Source organism: Streptomyces sp. NPDC058665 (assembly GCF_042714995.1).
Taxonomy (GTDB): Bacteria; Actinomycetota; Actinomycetes; order Streptomycetales; family Streptomycetaceae; genus Streptomyces.
The window spans coordinates 57180-72889 of the sequence record NZ_JBHXRX010000016.1; the positions used below are offsets into that span (position 1 = coordinate 57180).

Annotated in this window: 17 protein-coding genes; 16 read left to right on the forward strand and 1 reads right to left on the reverse strand. The window is 69.8% G+C overall.

Translation table 11 applies throughout. The features are described from left to right. Nucleotides 1–24: 24 nt before the first annotated feature. The 6 genes from ACFWV8_RS12865 to ACFWV8_RS12890 all read left to right on the forward strand — a co-directional run bounded on the left by ACFWV8_RS12865 (nt 25) and on the right by ACFWV8_RS12890 (nt 5643). Nucleotides 25–1245, forward strand: a complete 1221-nt coding sequence (locus ACFWV8_RS12865) for an Ig-like domain-containing protein (RefSeq protein ID WP_384200396.1) — start codon at nt 25–27, stop codon at nt 1243–1245. A 237-nt stretch (nt 1246–1482) separates the two neighbouring features. Then, the gene (locus ACFWV8_RS12870) at nt 1483–2727 is read left to right on the forward strand and encodes an Ig-like domain-containing protein (protein WP_384200398.1); all 1245 of its coding nucleotides are present in this window, start codon (nt 1483–1485) and stop codon (nt 2725–2727) included. A gap of 127 nt (nt 2728–2854) precedes the next feature. Next, complete coding sequence (locus tag ACFWV8_RS12875) at nt 2855–3625, forward strand: enoyl-CoA hydratase/isomerase family protein (RefSeq protein WP_384200400.1); 771 nt, start codon at nt 2855–2857, stop codon at nt 3623–3625. 262 nt (nt 3626–3887) lie between these two features. Beyond that, nucleotides 3888–4397 carry an ATP-binding protein gene (locus tag ACFWV8_RS12880; RefSeq protein WP_384200402.1) on the forward strand — a complete coding sequence of 170 codons (510 nt, stop codon included), beginning with the start codon at nt 3888–3890 and terminating at the stop codon, nt 4395–4397. Between the two features lie 75 nt (nt 4398–4472). Continuing rightward, on the forward strand, nt 4473–4688 hold the full coding sequence (locus ACFWV8_RS12885; protein WP_384200404.1) for an EF-hand domain-containing protein: 216 nt from the start codon (nt 4473–4475) through the stop codon (nt 4686–4688). A gap of 67 nt (nt 4689–4755) precedes the next feature. Beyond that, on the forward strand, nt 4756–5643 hold the full coding sequence (locus tag ACFWV8_RS12890; protein ID WP_384200406.1) for a CopD family protein: 888 nt from the start codon (nt 4756–4758) through the stop codon (nt 5641–5643). Nucleotides 5644–5670: 27 nt separating this feature from the next. Here ACFWV8_RS12890 and ACFWV8_RS12895 read toward each other — a convergent pair whose 3' ends face one another. Then, nucleotides 5671–6057, reverse strand: coding sequence for a hypothetical protein (locus tag ACFWV8_RS12895; RefSeq protein ID WP_384200408.1), 387 nt, complete (start codon nt 6055–6057; stop codon nt 5671–5673). 258 nt (nt 6058–6315) lie between these two features. On the opposite strand from ACFWV8_RS12895, the gene ACFWV8_RS12900 reads away from it, so the two are divergent. The 10 genes from ACFWV8_RS12900 to ACFWV8_RS12945 all read left to right on the forward strand — a co-directional run bounded on the left by ACFWV8_RS12900 (nt 6316) and on the right by ACFWV8_RS12945 (nt 15702). Then, nucleotides 6316–6696, forward strand: coding sequence for a DUF6221 family protein (locus ACFWV8_RS12900; protein ID WP_329392242.1), 381 nt, complete (start codon nt 6316–6318; stop codon nt 6694–6696). A gap of 192 nt (nt 6697–6888) precedes the next feature. Then, a complete protein-coding gene (locus ACFWV8_RS12905) occupies nt 6889–8565 on the forward strand; it encodes an ATP-binding protein (protein WP_384200410.1) in 1677 nt (558 codons plus the stop codon). 2 nt (nt 8566–8567) lie between these two features. Further along, nucleotides 8568–8975, forward strand: coding sequence for a roadblock/LC7 domain-containing protein (locus tag ACFWV8_RS12910; RefSeq protein WP_384200412.1), 408 nt, complete (start codon nt 8568–8570; stop codon nt 8973–8975). Next, nucleotides 8972–9340, forward strand: coding sequence for a DUF742 domain-containing protein (locus ACFWV8_RS12915; protein WP_384200414.1), 369 nt, complete (start codon nt 8972–8974; stop codon nt 9338–9340). The genes ACFWV8_RS12910 and ACFWV8_RS12915 overlap by 4 nt, the downstream gene beginning before the upstream one ends. After that, on the forward strand, nt 9318–9923 hold the full coding sequence (locus ACFWV8_RS12920; protein ID WP_384200416.1) for an ATP/GTP-binding protein: 606 nt from the start codon (nt 9318–9320) through the stop codon (nt 9921–9923). Before ACFWV8_RS12915 ends, ACFWV8_RS12920 begins: the two co-directional genes overlap by 23 nt. After that, the gene (locus tag ACFWV8_RS12925; RefSeq protein ID WP_384200418.1) at nt 9920–11260 is read left to right on the forward strand and encodes a cytochrome P450; all 1341 of its coding nucleotides are present in this window, start codon (nt 9920–9922) and stop codon (nt 11258–11260) included. The genes ACFWV8_RS12920 and ACFWV8_RS12925 overlap by 4 nt, the downstream gene beginning before the upstream one ends. A gap of 47 nt (nt 11261–11307) precedes the next feature. Continuing rightward, a complete protein-coding gene (locus tag ACFWV8_RS12930; RefSeq protein ID WP_384200420.1) occupies nt 11308–12561 on the forward strand; it encodes a cytochrome P450 in 1254 nt (417 codons plus the stop codon). Between the two features lie 140 nt (nt 12562–12701). Next, a complete protein-coding gene (locus tag ACFWV8_RS12935) occupies nt 12702–13388 on the forward strand; it encodes a class I SAM-dependent methyltransferase (RefSeq protein WP_384200422.1) in 687 nt (228 codons plus the stop codon). 200 nt (nt 13389–13588) lie between these two features. Next, entirely contained in the window at nt 13589–15358 is a 1770-nt protein-coding gene (gene ctaD, locus ACFWV8_RS12940) for a cytochrome c oxidase subunit I (protein WP_384200424.1), read from the forward strand. Further along, nucleotides 15355–15702: a hypothetical protein gene (locus ACFWV8_RS12945; protein ID WP_384200426.1), complete on the forward strand. Its 348-nt coding sequence runs from the start codon at nt 15355–15357 to the stop codon at nt 15700–15702. The genes ctaD and ACFWV8_RS12945 overlap by 4 nt, the downstream gene beginning before the upstream one ends. Nucleotides 15703–15710: the final 8 nt, after the last annotated feature.

A 15710-nucleotide genomic window follows, 5' to 3' on the forward strand; every position in this document is an offset into this window, starting at 1 on the left:
AGGGGGGTCGTCGTTGGGCGGGTCGTGACACATGTACTGAAGCGGACAGGGACCGGCATGGCCGCCGTCCTGACATGGGCAGGACTGATGGCGACGCTGGCCGGGCTGACAGGCTGCACCGGCGAGACCTTCACCGAGAGCAAGTCCCGCGCGCCGGGGGACACGATCCGGATCAGTCCCGAGGACGGGGCCAAGGACATCAAACGCGGCGACCGGATCGAGGTGAAAGTCCCGGACGGCCGGCTGGAGCGCGTCGAGGTCGCGCAGGTCGAGAACGCGCAGCGCACCGAGCTGCCGGGAAAGATCTCCGACGACGGGCTGGTGTGGAAGCCCGAGGCGGACGCGAACGTCGTGCTTGCCGCCAAGTACAGCGTCGACGTCGTCGCCGTCGACGGTGAGGGCCGCCGCTCGGCCCGGCACTCGACCTTCACCACGGCCGTACCGAAGCACCGTTTCATCGGCTACTTCAAACCCGAGAACCGCTCCACCGTCGGCACCGGCATGATCGTCTCCTTCGACTTCAACCGGAAGGTCGTGAACCGCGCCGAGGTCCAGCGCGCCATCCGCGTCACCTCCGACCCGCCGGTCGAGATCGTCGGCCACTGGTTCGGCGGGCAGCGCCTGGACTTCCGCCCCCGGGAGTACTGGAGACCGGGCACCAAGGTCACCGTCGATCTGCGGCTGCGCGACGTGCAGGCGGCTCCGGGGGTCTTCGGCATCCAGGAGAAGACCGTCGGTTTCACCGTCGGCCGCTCCCAGGTGTCCCTGGTCGACGCGGCGAAGCACACCATGGAGGTACGGCGCGACGGTGCGCTGGTCTCGACTGTGCCGATCACGGCCGGGGCGCCCAAGACCACGACGTACAACGGGAAGATGGTCGTCAGCGAGCTGTACGACATGACGCGGATGGACGGCGCCACGGTGGGCTTCGGCGGTGAGTACGACATCAAGGACGTGCCGCACGCGCTGCGCCTGACGACGTCGGGGACCTTCCTGCACGGCAACTACTGGGCCACACCTGACACGTTCGGCGCACGGAACGTCAGTCACGGCTGCGTCGGTCTGCGCGACGTCAAGGGCGGCAGCGCGGACACCCCGGCGGGCTGGTTCTTCGACAGGACGCTCGTCGGCGATGTCGTGGAAGTGGTCAACTCGGCCGACAGGACCGTCGATCCGGACAACGGACTGAGCGGCTGGAACCTCGACTGGCGGAAGTGGAAGGCCGGTTCGGCGCCCGCCCGCTGAGCGGAACGGACCGTACGCCTCTCGCGCACCCGCCCTCACCTGCGTGACCGTCCTTGACTCCAGGGAACGTTGGAACGGAACAGTGACATTCCCGGGGAGTCCGGGACGGCTCGCGGTGTGATTATCTAGCGCCGTGCGCGCGAGCAAAGCGCGCGGGGGTGTGGAGCCCGGTCGTGCGTCGTTCGCACCCGGCTCCGAGGCCGTGGCGGGGCCCGGCCGTGTGAGGGGAGACGACCATTGAACGGGCAGCCGATTTCGGGGACATCGGCGAAGGCCGGCCGGGGACGGGGCAGAGGGCTGACGGCGTTCGCGCTGGGCGGCCTGCTCCTGTTCGTGACGGCGTGCGGTGGGGGCGGCGGATCCGACGACAGCGGTGACGGCAAGAACGACAAGGGCGGCGGCAAGGTCAAGAACGCCGCGTCGCAGGCGGTCGTGACGGTCGCTCCCGAGGACGGCGCGAAGTCGGTCGCGACGAGCGGCGCACTGAAGATCACGGCTAGCAAGGGCAAGCTGACGACCGTCACCGTCGAGGACAGCAAGGGCAACGCGGTCGACGGCAAGATAGCCGCCGGCGGGACGGCCTGGGAGCCGGCCCGTCATCTGGCCGGCGCCACCAAGTACTCGGTGCACGCGATCGCCAAGGACTCGGACGGCCGGGTCTCGGCGAAGGACACCACCTTCACCACCCTCGTACCGAAGAACACCTTCATCGGTCACTACACCCCCGAGGACGGCTCGACGGTCGGCGTCGGGATGCCGGTCTCGCTCAACTTCACCCGGGGGATCACCGATCCCGAGGCCGTGGAGAAGGCCATCAAGGTGACCGCCGAGCCGTCGGTGCCCGTCGAGAGCCACTGGTTCGGCAACGACCGTCTCGACTTCCGGCCCGAGAAGTACTGGGCGGCGGGCACGAAGGTGACGGTGGAGCTCAACCTCGACGGTGTCGAGGGACGGCCCGGCGTGTACGGCGAGCAGGCCAAGACGGTGAAGTTCACCATCGGCCGCTCCATGGTCTCCACGGTCGACGCCAAGGCCAAGACCATGAAGGTCGTCAAGGACGGCAAGCAGATCAAGAAGGTCGCGATCACGGCCGGCGCGCCGTCGACCACGACGTACAACGGCCAGATGGTCATCAGCGAGAAGCACAAGGTGACGCGGATGAACGGCGCCACGGTGGGCTTCGGCGGTGAGTACGACATCAAGGACGTGCCGCACGCGATGCGGCTGTCCACCTCGGGCACCTTCATCCACGGCAACTACTGGGCGTCCGCGGGGACGTTCGGGTCGGCCAACGTCAGCCACGGGTGCGTCGGACTGCGCGACGTGCGCGGCGGCTACGACAAGAACATGCCGTCCGCGTGGTTCTACGACCAGTCGATCATCGGCGACGTGGTGATCGTGAAGAACTCCAACGACAAGGACATCGCCCCGGACAACGGCCTCAACGGCTGGAACATGTCCTGGGCGGAGTGGCAGAAGTAGTCCACCCGGGGGACGCGGGGGATCACTTCAGGGCCCGGGGGCCCGGCGCACCAGGACCAGGTGCGCCGGGCCCTTCCGCGTGTCAGGGGCTGGGGCGTGTGCCACCACACGCCCTAATGTGCCTCGTATGTCATCTGTGAATCTCGAAGTCTCCGACGGCGTCGGCACCATCCGGCTCGACCGCCCGCCCATGAACGCGTTGAACATCGCGATCCAGGACCGCCTCCGTGAACTGGCGGCGGAGGCGGGCGCCCGCGACGACGTACGGGCCGTGATCCTCTACGGCGGCGAGAAGGTGTTCGCCGCCGGCGCGGACATCAAGGAGATGCGCGACATGGACCACGCGGCGATGGTCGTACGCTCCCGGGCCCTCCAGGAGTCGTTCACGGCCGTGGCGCGCATCCCCAAGCCCGTGGTCGCCGCCGTCACGGGCTACGCGCTGGGCGGCGGCTGCGAGTTGGCGCTCTGCGCCGACTTCCGGATCGCCGCCGACAACGCGAAGCTCGGCCAGCCCGAGATCCTGCTCGGCCTGATCCCGGGCGCGGGCGGCACCCAGCGGCTCGCCCGGCTGATCGGCCCCTCCAAGGCGAAGGACCTCATCTTCACGGGCCGCCAGGTGAAGGCCGCCGAGGCGCTCACGCTGGGGCTCGTGGACCGCGTCGTACCGGCCGACGACGTGTACGAAGAGGCGCACGCGTGGGCGACCAGGCTCGCCCAGGGGCCGGCGCTCGCACTGCGGGCCGCCAAAGAGACCGTGGACGCGGGCCTGGAGACCGATCTGGAGACGGGGCTCGCGCTCGAACGCAACTGGTTCGCGGGCCTGTTCGCCACCGAGGACCGCGAGCGCGGTATGCGCAGCTTCGTGGAGGACGGGCCGGGCAAGGCCAACTTCCTCTGATTCCGGCCCGGTTGGACAACCAAAGGGTGTCCGTCAACCCGGTGCCCGCTTCGGCTCCGCCTTAAGACAGTCTTAAGGCGGAGCTGTCGATCACCTCTGGTGATCACCCGTGTGTGACGTGTTATCGCAGATCAGCATGGGTAATAGGGGCGGCTTCCTGCCATGGTCATATGCCAAGCCCAATAGTCCCGCCGGCCCGTTCGGGGGCGCCGATTCCCCCGGAACGCCCCCGGGAGGCCGCCTGGGCAGCCATGATGGACACATGGCGGGCCTTGAGGGTATGGAACAACCGCGGCACGGCGGCGACCGGACCGCTACGCGCTTGACACCGGCCGTCGAGGACGAACAGGCGCGCGGAGCGCTCGAACTGTACGGGAACCCGACGGAGGGCGAAGTCCGCCTGCCCTCCCGCCCCGAGTCCGCGTACGCGGCCCGCAGACTCACCCACATCGTGGTCCTGCGCCAGTGGGCGCTGACCCCGGTAATGGCAGAAGAATCGGTGCTGCTCGTCTCCGAACTCGTCGGCAACGCCGTACGCCACACCGGCGCGCGCGTCTTCGGCCTGCGGATGCTGCGCCGCCGCGGCTGGATGCGCATCGAGGTCCGGGACCCCTCCCGCGGACTGCCGTGTCTGCTGCCGGTGCGCGACCTGGACACCAGCGGGCGGGGGCTGACCTTGGTGGACACGCTCTCGGACCGGTGGGGCGTGGATCTGCTGCCGCGCGGCAAGACGACCTGGTTCGAGATGCGGGTCCCCGACCGCCGTCCCTGAGGGCCCCCGCCGGGATGGCGGAGGTGTGCCGATAATCTGACCGCTGTCAGTAGGGCACAAGAAGGGGCGGAAGCAGTGGCGGACATCGAAGAGGCGCGCAAGGCGTTCGACCGTTTCGACGCGGACAGGGACGGCCTGATCACGGCGGCCGAGTACAAGAGCGCGATGGCCCAGCTCGGCGACTTCCATGTGACGGAGACCGTCGCCCAGGCCGTGATCAACGCCCACGACTCCAACAGCGACGGCCTCCTCACCTTCGAGGAATTCCTGGCCTCCCGCGCCAAGGGCTAGGGTCTGTCTTGGGCCCTGTCCGGTGGCCCGTCCTGAGCCGGGCGGGGTGAGGTCCGCGGGGCGGGGGGTGGCCCTTGTCGGCGGCGGCGCCGTCGTCGCGCTGCTCGTCGTGGTGTACGGCGCGGGCCTCGCCTCGCGCGGCACCGGCGAGCTGCGCATCCCCGCCGCCGGCACCACCTCCTTCCTGCGCGCCGCCGTCTTCGCCGCGCTCGCCCTGCACCTCGGCGAACTCGCCGGCGCCGCGCTCGCCCGCTCCGGCCCGCTGCCGCGCACCCTGGCGCTGCCCGCCGCGCTCGCCGGAGCCGCGGCGTCGGCCGGGCAGATCGTGGTCCTCGCGGTGGTGAGCGACCTCGACATCCCCGCGACGTACGGCACCCGTGAGGGCGGCCTGCTGCTCGTCATGGCCAACGGCTTCCTGCTCGCCGCCGGTTGCGTCGGCACGGGGCGCCCGCGCTGGGCGCTCGTGCCGCTCGCCGGGGTGATCCTCGCCGAGGCGCTGCGCGCCCACCCGGAGCCGTACTCGCCGGAGTGGGGCACCGCCCTGACCGTCGTCCATCTGACCGCCGCCTCCCTGTGGGCCGGCGGCCTCTGCCATGTCCTGCGCACCATGTGGCTGCGGCGCGCCACTCCGGCGGACGCCCGCGCGGTGCTGGCCCGCTACGCGCGCGGCGCCGTCTGGCCGCTGGTAGTGCTGGCCGCCACCGGCACGCTGTCCACGCTGCGCCGGCTGCCCGCCGACGTCGTGGTGACCTCCGCGTACGGGCGTGTCCTCATCGCGAAGCTCGTACTCGTCGCGGTGGCGAGCGCCCTCGCCCTGGCGGCGCGCCGACGCCTCCGCCGCAGCCGGGACGCCCATGTCGCGGCCCGCGTCGAACTGGCCGTCCTGGCGGCCGTGGTGCTTGTCTCCGCCGTCCTCACGGTGGTCCCGGACCCGCACTGGCTCAGCACGCGCTGAGCGGGGAGCGCGGGCCCGCATCGCGCCTCAGGACACCGCGGCGTCCGGCTCCTCGGGAACGCGCCGCAGCCGGAGCTCGTCCGGCAGGTCCGACCACTCGTCGTGGCGCAGCGCCCAGCCCCGCGCCTCGGCGGTCCTCAGCACGTAACCCGCGCCCACGGCACGGTACTTGCGTACCGGGATCACGCACGTCCAGGGCGGCACCCCGCCGTTCTTGAGCGGGGTGGTCGCCGCGGTCGTGTGCTTCGCCACCGCCTCGTCGGCGCGCGCACGGTAGAAGTCCGCGTCGCTCTCGTGCCGCAGTTCGGGCCACGAGACGAACCAGCGGGGCCACAGCGTCACCCGGTCGCCCAGCCGGCCGAGCCCCTTCAGGAACCCCTTCTCCGCGCCCGGGAACGGTCGGCTCCTGGGCATCGCGTACGGGATCGGGAGGCGTCGGGCCCCTCGGACCAATGTGATGATCGTAGGGGTGTATGTGCCTGTCAACGATTTGACGATTCGTTCACTTTCTCCGCCCTTTCGCCCCGAACCGCCCGCCGTCGGCGTCCGGCCGCCTCCTCGTGCGGCATCCTCTGTTGGAGGACGTGAACAAGTAACGACTACTCGTACGAGAACGAGTACGAGCAGAGCGGCACGGCGAGGGATCCGGACGTGAGAGCAGACAACACCAACATGCTGGCCTTTGTTCGGGCACGCCTGGACGAGGAGGAGCAGGTCGCGCGGGCGGCCGGCGGTGAGGCGTGGCGGTGCCCGCCCGAGGCGCCGGGCGAGGTACACGACCGCACGGGCGGCATCTCGTTCAGCGTGCGGACGCAGGGCTACGACCGCCACATCGCCCTACAGGACCCCGCCCGCACCCTGCGCCGTATCGAGACGAGCAGGGTGCTTCTGGGCGAGTACGCGGAGGTCGCGCATCTGGACGTCGACCGCCCGCAGCACGACTTCCCCTCCGGCCGCGCAGTGGGGATGGGCTTCGTCGTACGGCAGATGGCGGCCGAGTACGCCGGGCACCCCGACTACCAGGCCAAGTGGCTGCCGCGTTTCATGCAGTAGGGGCCCGGAGCGGGCAGGTCACGGCCCGTATGCGCGAAGTGACCGCCCCCGTATGCCGATCGGATATACGATCACCGAACCATGTCTGGTTCGGGGGTAGTTGGCGAGTCACCCGCATGCGCACCCACGCGCGAACCGCCGCGGACGGCTCACTGACCGGACATCGATGTCAGTCAACTCGAAGGTTGTCCCGTGGTCCGATCCCCCACCACCACGCCCGCGTTACCCCCGCCCGCCAGGGGGACACGGCTCCTGTGGCCGCTCACGCGGCTTCTGACCCCGTTGGCCCTCGCCGCGGGCATGGTGCCCCTGGTCGGCGTACACATCTGGGCGGGGGTGGCGTACGGAGCGGTCGCCCTGCTTGTCGTCGGTGCCATGGAACTCCTGCGCGGACGACACCGTGAGGCCGTCTCGGACGCCGCGCGGTGGCGGGCGGAGGCGGAGCGCGTACGGGCGGAGGCCGAGGAGGTGCGGGCCGAGGCCAAGGACGTACAGGCCGAGCTGGACAGCCGCGAGGCCCACTGGCAGGGCTACGTCCGGAACCGGGCCGAACTGGTCCGCGCCGAGGTCGAGTTCACCGTCACGAAGCGGCTTCCCGCCGCGCTCTCCCGGACCGGGAAGGTCCCCGAGCCGCCGCACACCGAGGACGAGTTGGGTCCCGGCGTGACCGAGTGGCTCGACCGGATGCTGACCGCCGTCACCGACGCGTCCGACGACCGCGAGGAGTCGCAGCGGCTCTCGCTGGTCGAGCTGGCGAGCCGGGTGCAGACCTCCGCGCACCGGATCCAGGCGGCCGTGACGGGTCTCGCCGACCGTTACCCGGGCGACGCGGACCTGCTGGAGACCACGATGCTGGTGGACCACGCGGCCACCCAGCAGGCGCGGCACGCGCAGAGCCTCAAGGTGCTGTGCGGCGAATGGCCCGGCCAGCAGTGGCAGCGCCCGCTCGCACTGGTGGACGTCGTACGCGCCGCGTCCGGACGCATCGTCGCCTTCCGGCGCGTCGAGGTCAGCGGCGACCCGGACGTGGGCGTCACCCCGTCCGTCGTGGAGCCGCTGATCCATCTCGTCGCCGAACTCCTCGCCAACGCCACCGAGTACTCGCCGCCGAAGACCGGTGTGCCCGTGACCGTGCGTACGGTGCAGCGCGGCGCCGTCATCGAGGTGGACGACGGCGGCCTCGGTCTGGACGAGTACCGGCTGGCCGAGGCGCGCGAGATCGTCTCGGGGCGGCGGCTCCTCGGTGTCGGCGACGTGGGCGAGATTCCGCGCACCGGGTTCGCGGTCGTGGGCCGCTTCGCCGAACGGCACGGCTTCCAGGTCGATCTCGGGCCCTCGCCGTACGGCGGTGTCCGCGCCGTGGTCCTGGTGCCGGTGGACGTACTGCACACGCTGGCGCCCGCCGGTACGCCGGCCGGGCGGGTCCTGCCGTCGACGCTGCCGGTCCCGGAGGTCCCGGCGCCCGCGCATGCGCCCGCGCCGGAAACCGCCCCGGAGCCCGCGCCCGGCGACCCGGCCCCCGCGGACCCCTCCGCCGTACCCCCGTCGGCCCAGGCCCCAACTCCCGCCCCCGCCCCGGCGGTCGACGCCCCTGACGGCGCCACGCCGCGCACAGGACCTCGCCTCCCGCAGCGCCGTTCGCGGCGCGAGGAGTACGAACCCGGCGCCGCGACGGTGCCCCCGGGTCCCACCGCGGTCACTCCGCCCGGCTCGCCGGAAGAGGCGGGCGACTGGATGGAGCAGTTCTTCGAGGGCGGTCGCACCTTGCCGCCCTCCGGCGAGTCCGCCGCCACGGACACCGCCACCGACGAGGGCCCGCACGATGTGTCCCCGTCCGCCACCCCCCTCCCCCCAGAAGGACAGACGTGACTATGAGCTACGTGGAGAACCCGGAGCAGCGCAGCTGGATGATCGCCGAGGTCGCCGTCGTACCAGGGGTCGAGCGCGTGATCGTCTTCAGCGCCGACGGACTTCTGCTGGCCAGCTCCGAGGGCATGGACAGGGACTCCGCCGAGCGCCTGTCGGCCAGTTGCTCGGGCCTTCAGTCCCTCGGCCGCGGTCTCGGCCTCGAGTTCGGCCAGGACGGCGGAGCCGTACACCAGCAGATGGTGGAGTTCAACGGCGGCTTCCTCTTCATGCGCAGTGCCAACGGAGCCCATCTCGCCGTCGTGACGGGCCCCGTGGTGGACCCGAAGCTCGTCGCCAAGCAGATGCAGGCGCAGGTGATCAAGATCGGCGCGGGCAACCTGAGCAGCCCGCCGCGCCAGGACCCCGTATGAGTGGTCCGGGAGAGGAGGCGTACGCGGACAGCGCGTTACGTCCGTACGTGATCACCAAAGGGCGCTCCCGGCCGACCCGCAACACCATAGGCATCGAGACCCTCCTCGTGGCGATCACTCCTCCACGCGCCCTGCCGGTCTCGGCGACCAGGGAAGAACGCGCCCTGGTACGGATGTGTGAGCGGCTGCTCTCCGTCGTGGAGGCGGCCGCCCATCTCGAACTGCCGGTCAGCCTGGTGAAGGTGCTGGCGTCCGATCTCGTCGACAGCGGCCATCTGGCCGCCCGTTCGGGTGTGCCCAAGGCCGCCATGCCCGATCCGCAACTCCTCCAGGAGGTACTGGATGGTCTCCGTCGGCTCCGCTGACCGCTACTTGCCCGACACCGTCCAGCAGGCCGTCAAGATCCTGGTCGTGGGCGCTTTCGGCGTCGGCAAGACCACGCTGGTCGGCTCGGTCAGCGAGATCGAACCGCTGCGCACCGAGGAGGTGATGACGCGGGCGAGTATCGGCGTGGACGACCTGGCCGGGATGAGTACGAAGACGACGACCACCGTCGCCATGGACTTCGGCCGGATCACCCTCAACTCCCGCCTGGTTCTCTATCTGTTCGGGACACCCGGGCAGCGCCGCTTCTGGGACCTGTGGGAGGGGCTGGCGGAGGGCGCGCTCGGTGTCCTCGTCATCGTGGACACCCGACGGCTGGAGGACAGCTTCGACGTCCTCGAACAACTGGAGCTGCGGGGGCTGCCGTTCGCGGTCGCCGTCAACCAGTTCCCGGACAGCGAGCAGTACGGCGCGGACGAACTGCGCGGCGCGCTTGACCTGTTGCCGGCGACGCCGGTGGTGGTGTGCGACGCGCGCGAGCACGTGTCGTCCGTCGACGCCCTGCTCAGCCTTGTCGAGTATGTGTCGGCGAGCTTGTTACGTACTCCGGAGACCGCCTCATGAGTTCCGCCCCGAAGCCCGCCCCGAAGCCCGCGCCGGCGTCCGCCTCCTCGTCCGCCGCCGAGCCGGTGACGTCGCCTCCGCCGGGGTGCCCGGCGCACCGCTCCAACTCCGGCGGCGGTACGGGGCTGCTCCCGCTCTCCGCGGCGGTCGGCGCGCCCGACCCTCGCGCCGTCTACCGCCAACTCCGCGCCGAGTGGGGCAACGTGGCCAGGGTGGAGCTCGAACCGGGCGTCCCCGCCTGGCTCGTGATGGGCTACCGGGAGCTGCTGACCATCACCCGGCAGGAGCAGATCTACTCCCGCGACGGCCGCAAGTGGCGCCATATGTACGACGGGGTCGTCTCGCCCGACTCGGGTCTGCTGCCGATGATGGGCTGGCGCGCGAACGTCATCGGCGCCGACGGGGCCGAACACCGGCGGCTGCGCAAGCCGTTGGACGACGGCATCGCGCGGATCGACCAGCGCAAGGTGCGCCGCCATGTCGAGCGGATCTGCACCGACCTGATCGCGGAGTTCTCCGAGCGCGGCAGCGCGGATCTGGTCAACGAGTACGCCACGATCGTGCCGATGCTCTCCCTCGCCTCGCTCTTCGGCCTCGACGCCATCGAGGGACGGGAGTTGCTGGACGCGCTCATCGCCCTGTTCGGCAGTGCGGACGACTCGCAGGCCGGCAACCGGCACTTCGAGGAGATCCTGCTCGACACGGTGCGTGAACGGCGGCGCAACCCGACCGACGACATGACGACGGTCTTCATCAACCACCCGAACCTCCGTAACGAGGCCGAGCGTCTCCAGTCGATCGTGGTGATGATCTCCGCCGGCAACGAGACGGTCACCGCCTGGATCGCGCACACACTGCGCCTGATGCTCACCGACCCGCGCTTCGCCGCCCGGCTGCACGGGGGCAGGCTCGGGGTGGACGACGCGCTCGACCAGGCGCTGTGGCGCGACCCGCCCATGAACAACATGCCGGCCCGTTACGCGCTGCACGACACAGAGCTGGGCGGCCGGTTCATCGAGCGCGGCGACTGCCTCATCCTCGGGCACGCCGCCGCCAACGACGACCCGGCGATCCGCCCCGACGAGGGCGACGAGGAGCCGGGCAACCGTGCCCACCTCGCCTTCTCGGCCGGACCGCACGTCTGCCCGGCGCAGGTACCGGCGCGGCTCATCACCCGTACGGCCGTGAACACCGCGCTGAACCTGCTGCCCGACATGGAACTCACCGTCCCCGCCGACGAGTTGACCTGGCGCCCTTCACCGTGGACGCGGGTCCCCGTGGCCCTCCCGGCACGGTTCTCGGCGGCACGGATTCCGCTCCGTACCGGCCGGGGATAGCCACACCCACACCAGCCCCCGTTTCAGCCCGAGTTCTGGAGACGCGAATGACCTTGCGAGCCACAGCCTCCTCCGAGTCGGAGATACCGGTCGTCACCCTCGACCCGCACGGCAGGGACCACCACGGCGAAGCGGCCGGACTCCGTGAACTCGGCCCCGTGGTCCGTATCAAGCTGCCCGGAGACGTGATGGCGTGGTCGGTGACCGACCACGCCCTGCTGAACGACATGATCGCCGACCCGCGCTTCAGCAAGGACTGGCGCAACTGGAACGCCGTCCTGCGCGGCGAGATATCGGACGGCTGGCCGCTCATCGGCATGGTGAAGGTCACCAACATGGTGACGTCGGACGGCCAGGAACACCGCAGGCTGCGGAAACTGGTCACCCAGACCTTCACGCCCCGCCGGGTCCAGGAACTGCGCCCGCGCATCGAGCAGATCGTCGAGGAACTGCTGGACGCGCTGCCGTCGCACGTGGAGGACGACGGCAGCGTCGACCTGCGCCGCCACTTCGCGCACCCGGTGCCCATGCGGGTGATCTGCGAACTGTTCGCCGTGCCCGAGCACGAGCGGCCCCGGCTCAAGGAGTTGATGGACAACATCTTCCGCTCCGACCTGGGGCCCGAGGAGGTGACGGCGAGTCAGACCGAGCAGTACGAGCTCCTGGCCCGGGTCGTGGCCAACTGCCGCGCACACCCTGGCCCCGACCTGACCAGCGCGCTCATCGCCGCCCGCGACGAGGACCCCGAATCGCTGAGCGAGGAGGAACTGGTCGGCACGCTGCTGCTGATGCTCTCCGCCGGCCAGGAGACGACGCTGAGCCTCATCACCAACGCCGTACGCGCCCTGCTCACCCACCCCGACCAGCGCGCGGTCGCCGAACAGGGCGACGAGGCGGTCTGGGCGGACGTGGTCGAGGAGACCCTGCGCTGGGACGCCCCGATCGGCAACTTCCCCTTCCGCTACCCCCTGGAGGACGTCGAGATCGCGGGCGTACCCATCCCCAAGGGCGAGGCGATCATGGCCCCGTACAGCGCGGTCGGCCGCGACAAGGCCCAACACGGCGAAGCGGCGGACGAGTTCGACATCACCAGGGACCAGCGCAAACACCTGGCCTTCAGCCATGGCCCCCACTTCTGCCTGGGCGCCCCGCTGGCCCGCCTGGAAGCGGCGCTCGCGATCCCGGCGGTCTTCAGGAGATACCCCCGCCTGACGCTGGCGATCGACCCCTCGAACCTGATCCCGGTCCCGTCCCTCTTCTCCAACAGCTCCACGACCCTCCCGATTCACCTGAACACCTGACCCCTCGCCGAAGCCCCCCGCGCCCCGCATTCCGCCCCGAGCGGAACCCGGGGCGCGGCCCCGTGAAAGGGGCAGGTTGCTGAGCGAACGAGGCCGAACTCACGGCAGCGGAAGCGGCAGATGAGCGGGAAGGCGGGCCCATGGCGACGGCGGCGGCGTACGACGAGATCGCGGACTGGTACGAGCGTGAATTCCTCGGGGTGACGGACACCGGGCACGAGGACCCGCTCGGTCTGGGTGACCTCATCGGCGAACTGCTCGGCGAGGGGACCGGCATGTGCCTGGAGATCGGCTGCGGCACCGGTATCCACGCGGCACGCGTCCGGACGCTCGGCCGGACACCCGTGGGTGTGGACTTCTCGGCCGGGATGCTGCGCCACGCGCGCGGCCGGCTGCCGGTGGCCCGTGCCGACGCCGAACGGCTGCCGTTCCGCGACGGATCCGTCCCCGCGGTCATCGCCGTGATGGTGCACATCGACATGCCCGGCTACCCGGCGGCGCTCCGCGAGGTGGCCAGGGTGCTGCGTCCCGGCGGGGTGTTCGTGCACATCGGCGTCCACCCCTGTTTCTGCGGCGGTTTCGCCGACCGGAGCGATCCGGACGTGGTGGTCGTCCGCCCCGGCTATCTCGACGACCACTGGACGACCGACTCCTGGACGGACCAGGGAGTGCGCGACAAGGTCGGCGCGACGCACCGGCCGCTGCCCGAGCTGCTGCACGCGTTCCTGGACGCCGGACTGACGCCGGAAAGGTTCGCCGAATCCGGCGGTCCGACGCCTGTCGTGCTGGCCGCCAAAACCAGGTCCGCGGGCCGAAAGCCGGAATAGAGAAAAATATGCGCGCCTGGTCGACGTGCGCTCCGGCAGAACCCACGAACGTGTGAAACCCCGCCCGATGACGCCTTCTGGGTAAGCCCGGAGAACCGGCATGGAATACATTGCGGGCGTAATCATCCTTTTTTCGCTGGGTTTGCCCTGCCGGCATGTGCGGGTTCGCGTCGGTGGCTGGTGAGTGGACTGGAGTTGGTGTGGCAGCACAGCCCGGATTTGAGGTCGGCGCCCCGCAGGAGAGTGAGGACGACGCGTACCAGGACGAGCTGCCGGTGCGGCGGAAGGAGCCCGGCAATGTCGTCATCAAATGGCTGACGAGCACCGACCACAAGACGATCGGCACGCTCTATCTGATTACGTCCTTCAGCTTCTTCGTGATCGGCGGAGTCCTGGCGCTGGTCATGCGCGCCGAACTCGCCAGGCCCGGCATCCAGATCCTGTCGCACGAGCAGTTCAATCAGGCGTTCACCGTGCACGGCACGATCATGCTGCTGATGTTCGCGACGCCGCTGTTCGCCGGATTCACCAACTGGATCATGCCGCTTCAACTCGGCGCGCCCGATGTGGCGTTCCCGCGGCTGAACATGTTCGCCTACTGGCTCTATCTGTTCGGCTCGACGATCGTCCTCGCGGGATTCCTCACTCCGCAGGGCGCCGCGGACTTCGGCTGGACCGCGTACTCCCCTCTCTCGGACGCGATCCGCTCACCCGGCGTCGGCGGCGACCTGTGGATCATGGGGCTCGCCTTCTCCGGCTTCGGCACGATCCTCGGCTCGGTCAACTTCATCACCACGATCGTCTGTATGCGCGCGCCCGGCATGACCATGTTCCGGATGCCGATCTTCTGCTGGAACGTGCTGCTGACGGCCGTACTGGTCCTGCTCGCCTTCCCGGTGCTGGCCGGCGCGCTCCTCGCCCTGGAGGCCGACCGGAAGTTCGGCGCGCACATCTTCGACGCGGCCAACGGCGGCGCGTTGCTCTGGCAGCATCTCTTCTGGTTCTTCGGGCATCCGGAGGTGTACATCATCGCCCTGCCCTTCTTCGGGATCGTCTCCGAGATCCTCCCGGTCTTCAGCCGGAAACCGATCTTCGGCTACATCGGTCTTGTCGGTGCGACCATCGCCATCACAGGCCTCTCCGCCACCGTCTGGGCCCACCACATGTTCGTCACCGGCGGTGTGCTGCTGCCGTTCTTCTCGTTCATGAGCTTCCTGATCGCCGTGCCGACCGGAGTGAAATTCTTCAACTGGATCGGCACGATGTGGAAAGGATCGCTGTCCTTCGAGACGCCGATGCTCTGGTCGATCGGATTTCTCGTCACGTTCCTTTTCGGGGGCCTGACGGGCGTGATTCTCGCCTCACCGCCCATGGACTTCCATGTCTCCGACTCGTACTTCGTCGTCGCGCACTTCCATTACACCGTCTTCGGCACGGTCGTCTTCGCGATGTTCGCCGGCTTCCATTTCTGGTGGCCGAAGATGACCGGCAAGATGCTCGACGAACGGCTCGGGAAAATCACCTTCTGGACACTGTTCACCGGTTTCCACGGCACGTTCCTCGTTCAGCACTGGCTGGGCGCCGAGGGCATGCCACGGCGGTACGCGGACTACCTCGCCGCCGACGGCTTCACCGCCCTCAACACCACATCCTCGATCAGCTCGTTCCTGCTCGGCCTCTCGATGCTGCCGTTCTTCTACAACGTCTGGAAGACCGAGAAATACGGCAAGAAGGTCGAGGAGGACGACCCCTGGGGCTTCGGCCGCTCACTCGAATGGGCGACTTCCTGCCCGCCGCCGCGGCACAACTTCCTCACCCTGCCGCGGATCCGCTCCGAATCCCCGGCGTTCGACCTGCACCACCCCGAGGTCACCGCACTCGTGGACGAGCACAACGCGGGCCGCAGGGACGTCGTGGAGCCCGAGGCGGACGTCAGCGGTCCATCGGGGGACGACAAGGACCGGCCGTGATCGGCAGGTCCTCATCGTCGGAGGAGGCAGCCGCGGGCATCCAGCAGCTGGAGGGCTATCTGCTGGCCCAGAGCCGCGTACGGGAGGCCCGCGCGCACGCCGTGGTCTTCGCCGACCGCATGCCGTGGCTGACCACCGCACAGCACGAAGAAATCGTCAGGCTCTACACCCAGGACCACATCGCCATGTCCCGGCGGGCGCTGGAACTGGTGGTGACGCGCGCCGGTGAACTGCGGGAGGAGTACACCGCGCGTTACGAGCTGCTGCGGCGGCGTCTGGTGTGCGCGAGCCTCACCGCGGTGATCGGCGCCGGCTGCGTCGTCCTGTGGCACGTCCCCCGCTGACGCCCCGG

What these genes read in the sequence shown, in the direction of transcription:
- ACFWV8_RS12915 (WP_384200414.1), top strand. Translation starts at nt 8,972, where the DNA reads ATGAGTGGTCCGGGAGAGGAGGCGTACGCGGACAGCGCGTTACGTCCG.
- ACFWV8_RS12875 (WP_384200400.1), top strand. Translation starts at nt 2,855, where the DNA reads ATGTCATCTGTGAATCTCGAAGTCTCCGACGGCGTCGGCACCATCCGG.
- ACFWV8_RS12935 (WP_384200422.1), top strand. Translation starts at nt 12,702, where the DNA reads ATGGCGACGGCGGCGGCGTACGACGAGATCGCGGACTGGTACGAGCGT.
- ACFWV8_RS12900 (WP_329392242.1), top strand. Translation starts at nt 6,316, where the DNA reads ATGCTGGCCTTTGTTCGGGCACGCCTGGACGAGGAGGAGCAGGTCGCG.
- ACFWV8_RS12910 (WP_384200412.1), top strand. Translation starts at nt 8,568, where the DNA reads ATGAGCTACGTGGAGAACCCGGAGCAGCGCAGCTGGATGATCGCCGAG.
- ACFWV8_RS12920 (WP_384200416.1), top strand. Translation starts at nt 9,318, where the DNA reads ATGGTCTCCGTCGGCTCCGCTGACCGCTACTTGCCCGACACCGTCCAG.
- ACFWV8_RS12895 (WP_384200408.1), bottom strand. Translation starts at nt 6,057, where the DNA reads ATGCCCAGGAGCCGACCGTTCCCGGGCGCGGAGAAGGGGTTCCTGAAG.
- ACFWV8_RS12925 (WP_384200418.1), top strand. Translation starts at nt 9,920, where the DNA reads ATGAGTTCCGCCCCGAAGCCCGCCCCGAAGCCCGCGCCGGCGTCCGCC.
- ACFWV8_RS12930 (WP_384200420.1), top strand. Translation starts at nt 11,308, where the DNA reads ATGACCTTGCGAGCCACAGCCTCCTCCGAGTCGGAGATACCGGTCGTC.
- ACFWV8_RS12880 (WP_384200402.1), top strand. Translation starts at nt 3,888, where the DNA reads ATGGCGGGCCTTGAGGGTATGGAACAACCGCGGCACGGCGGCGACCGG.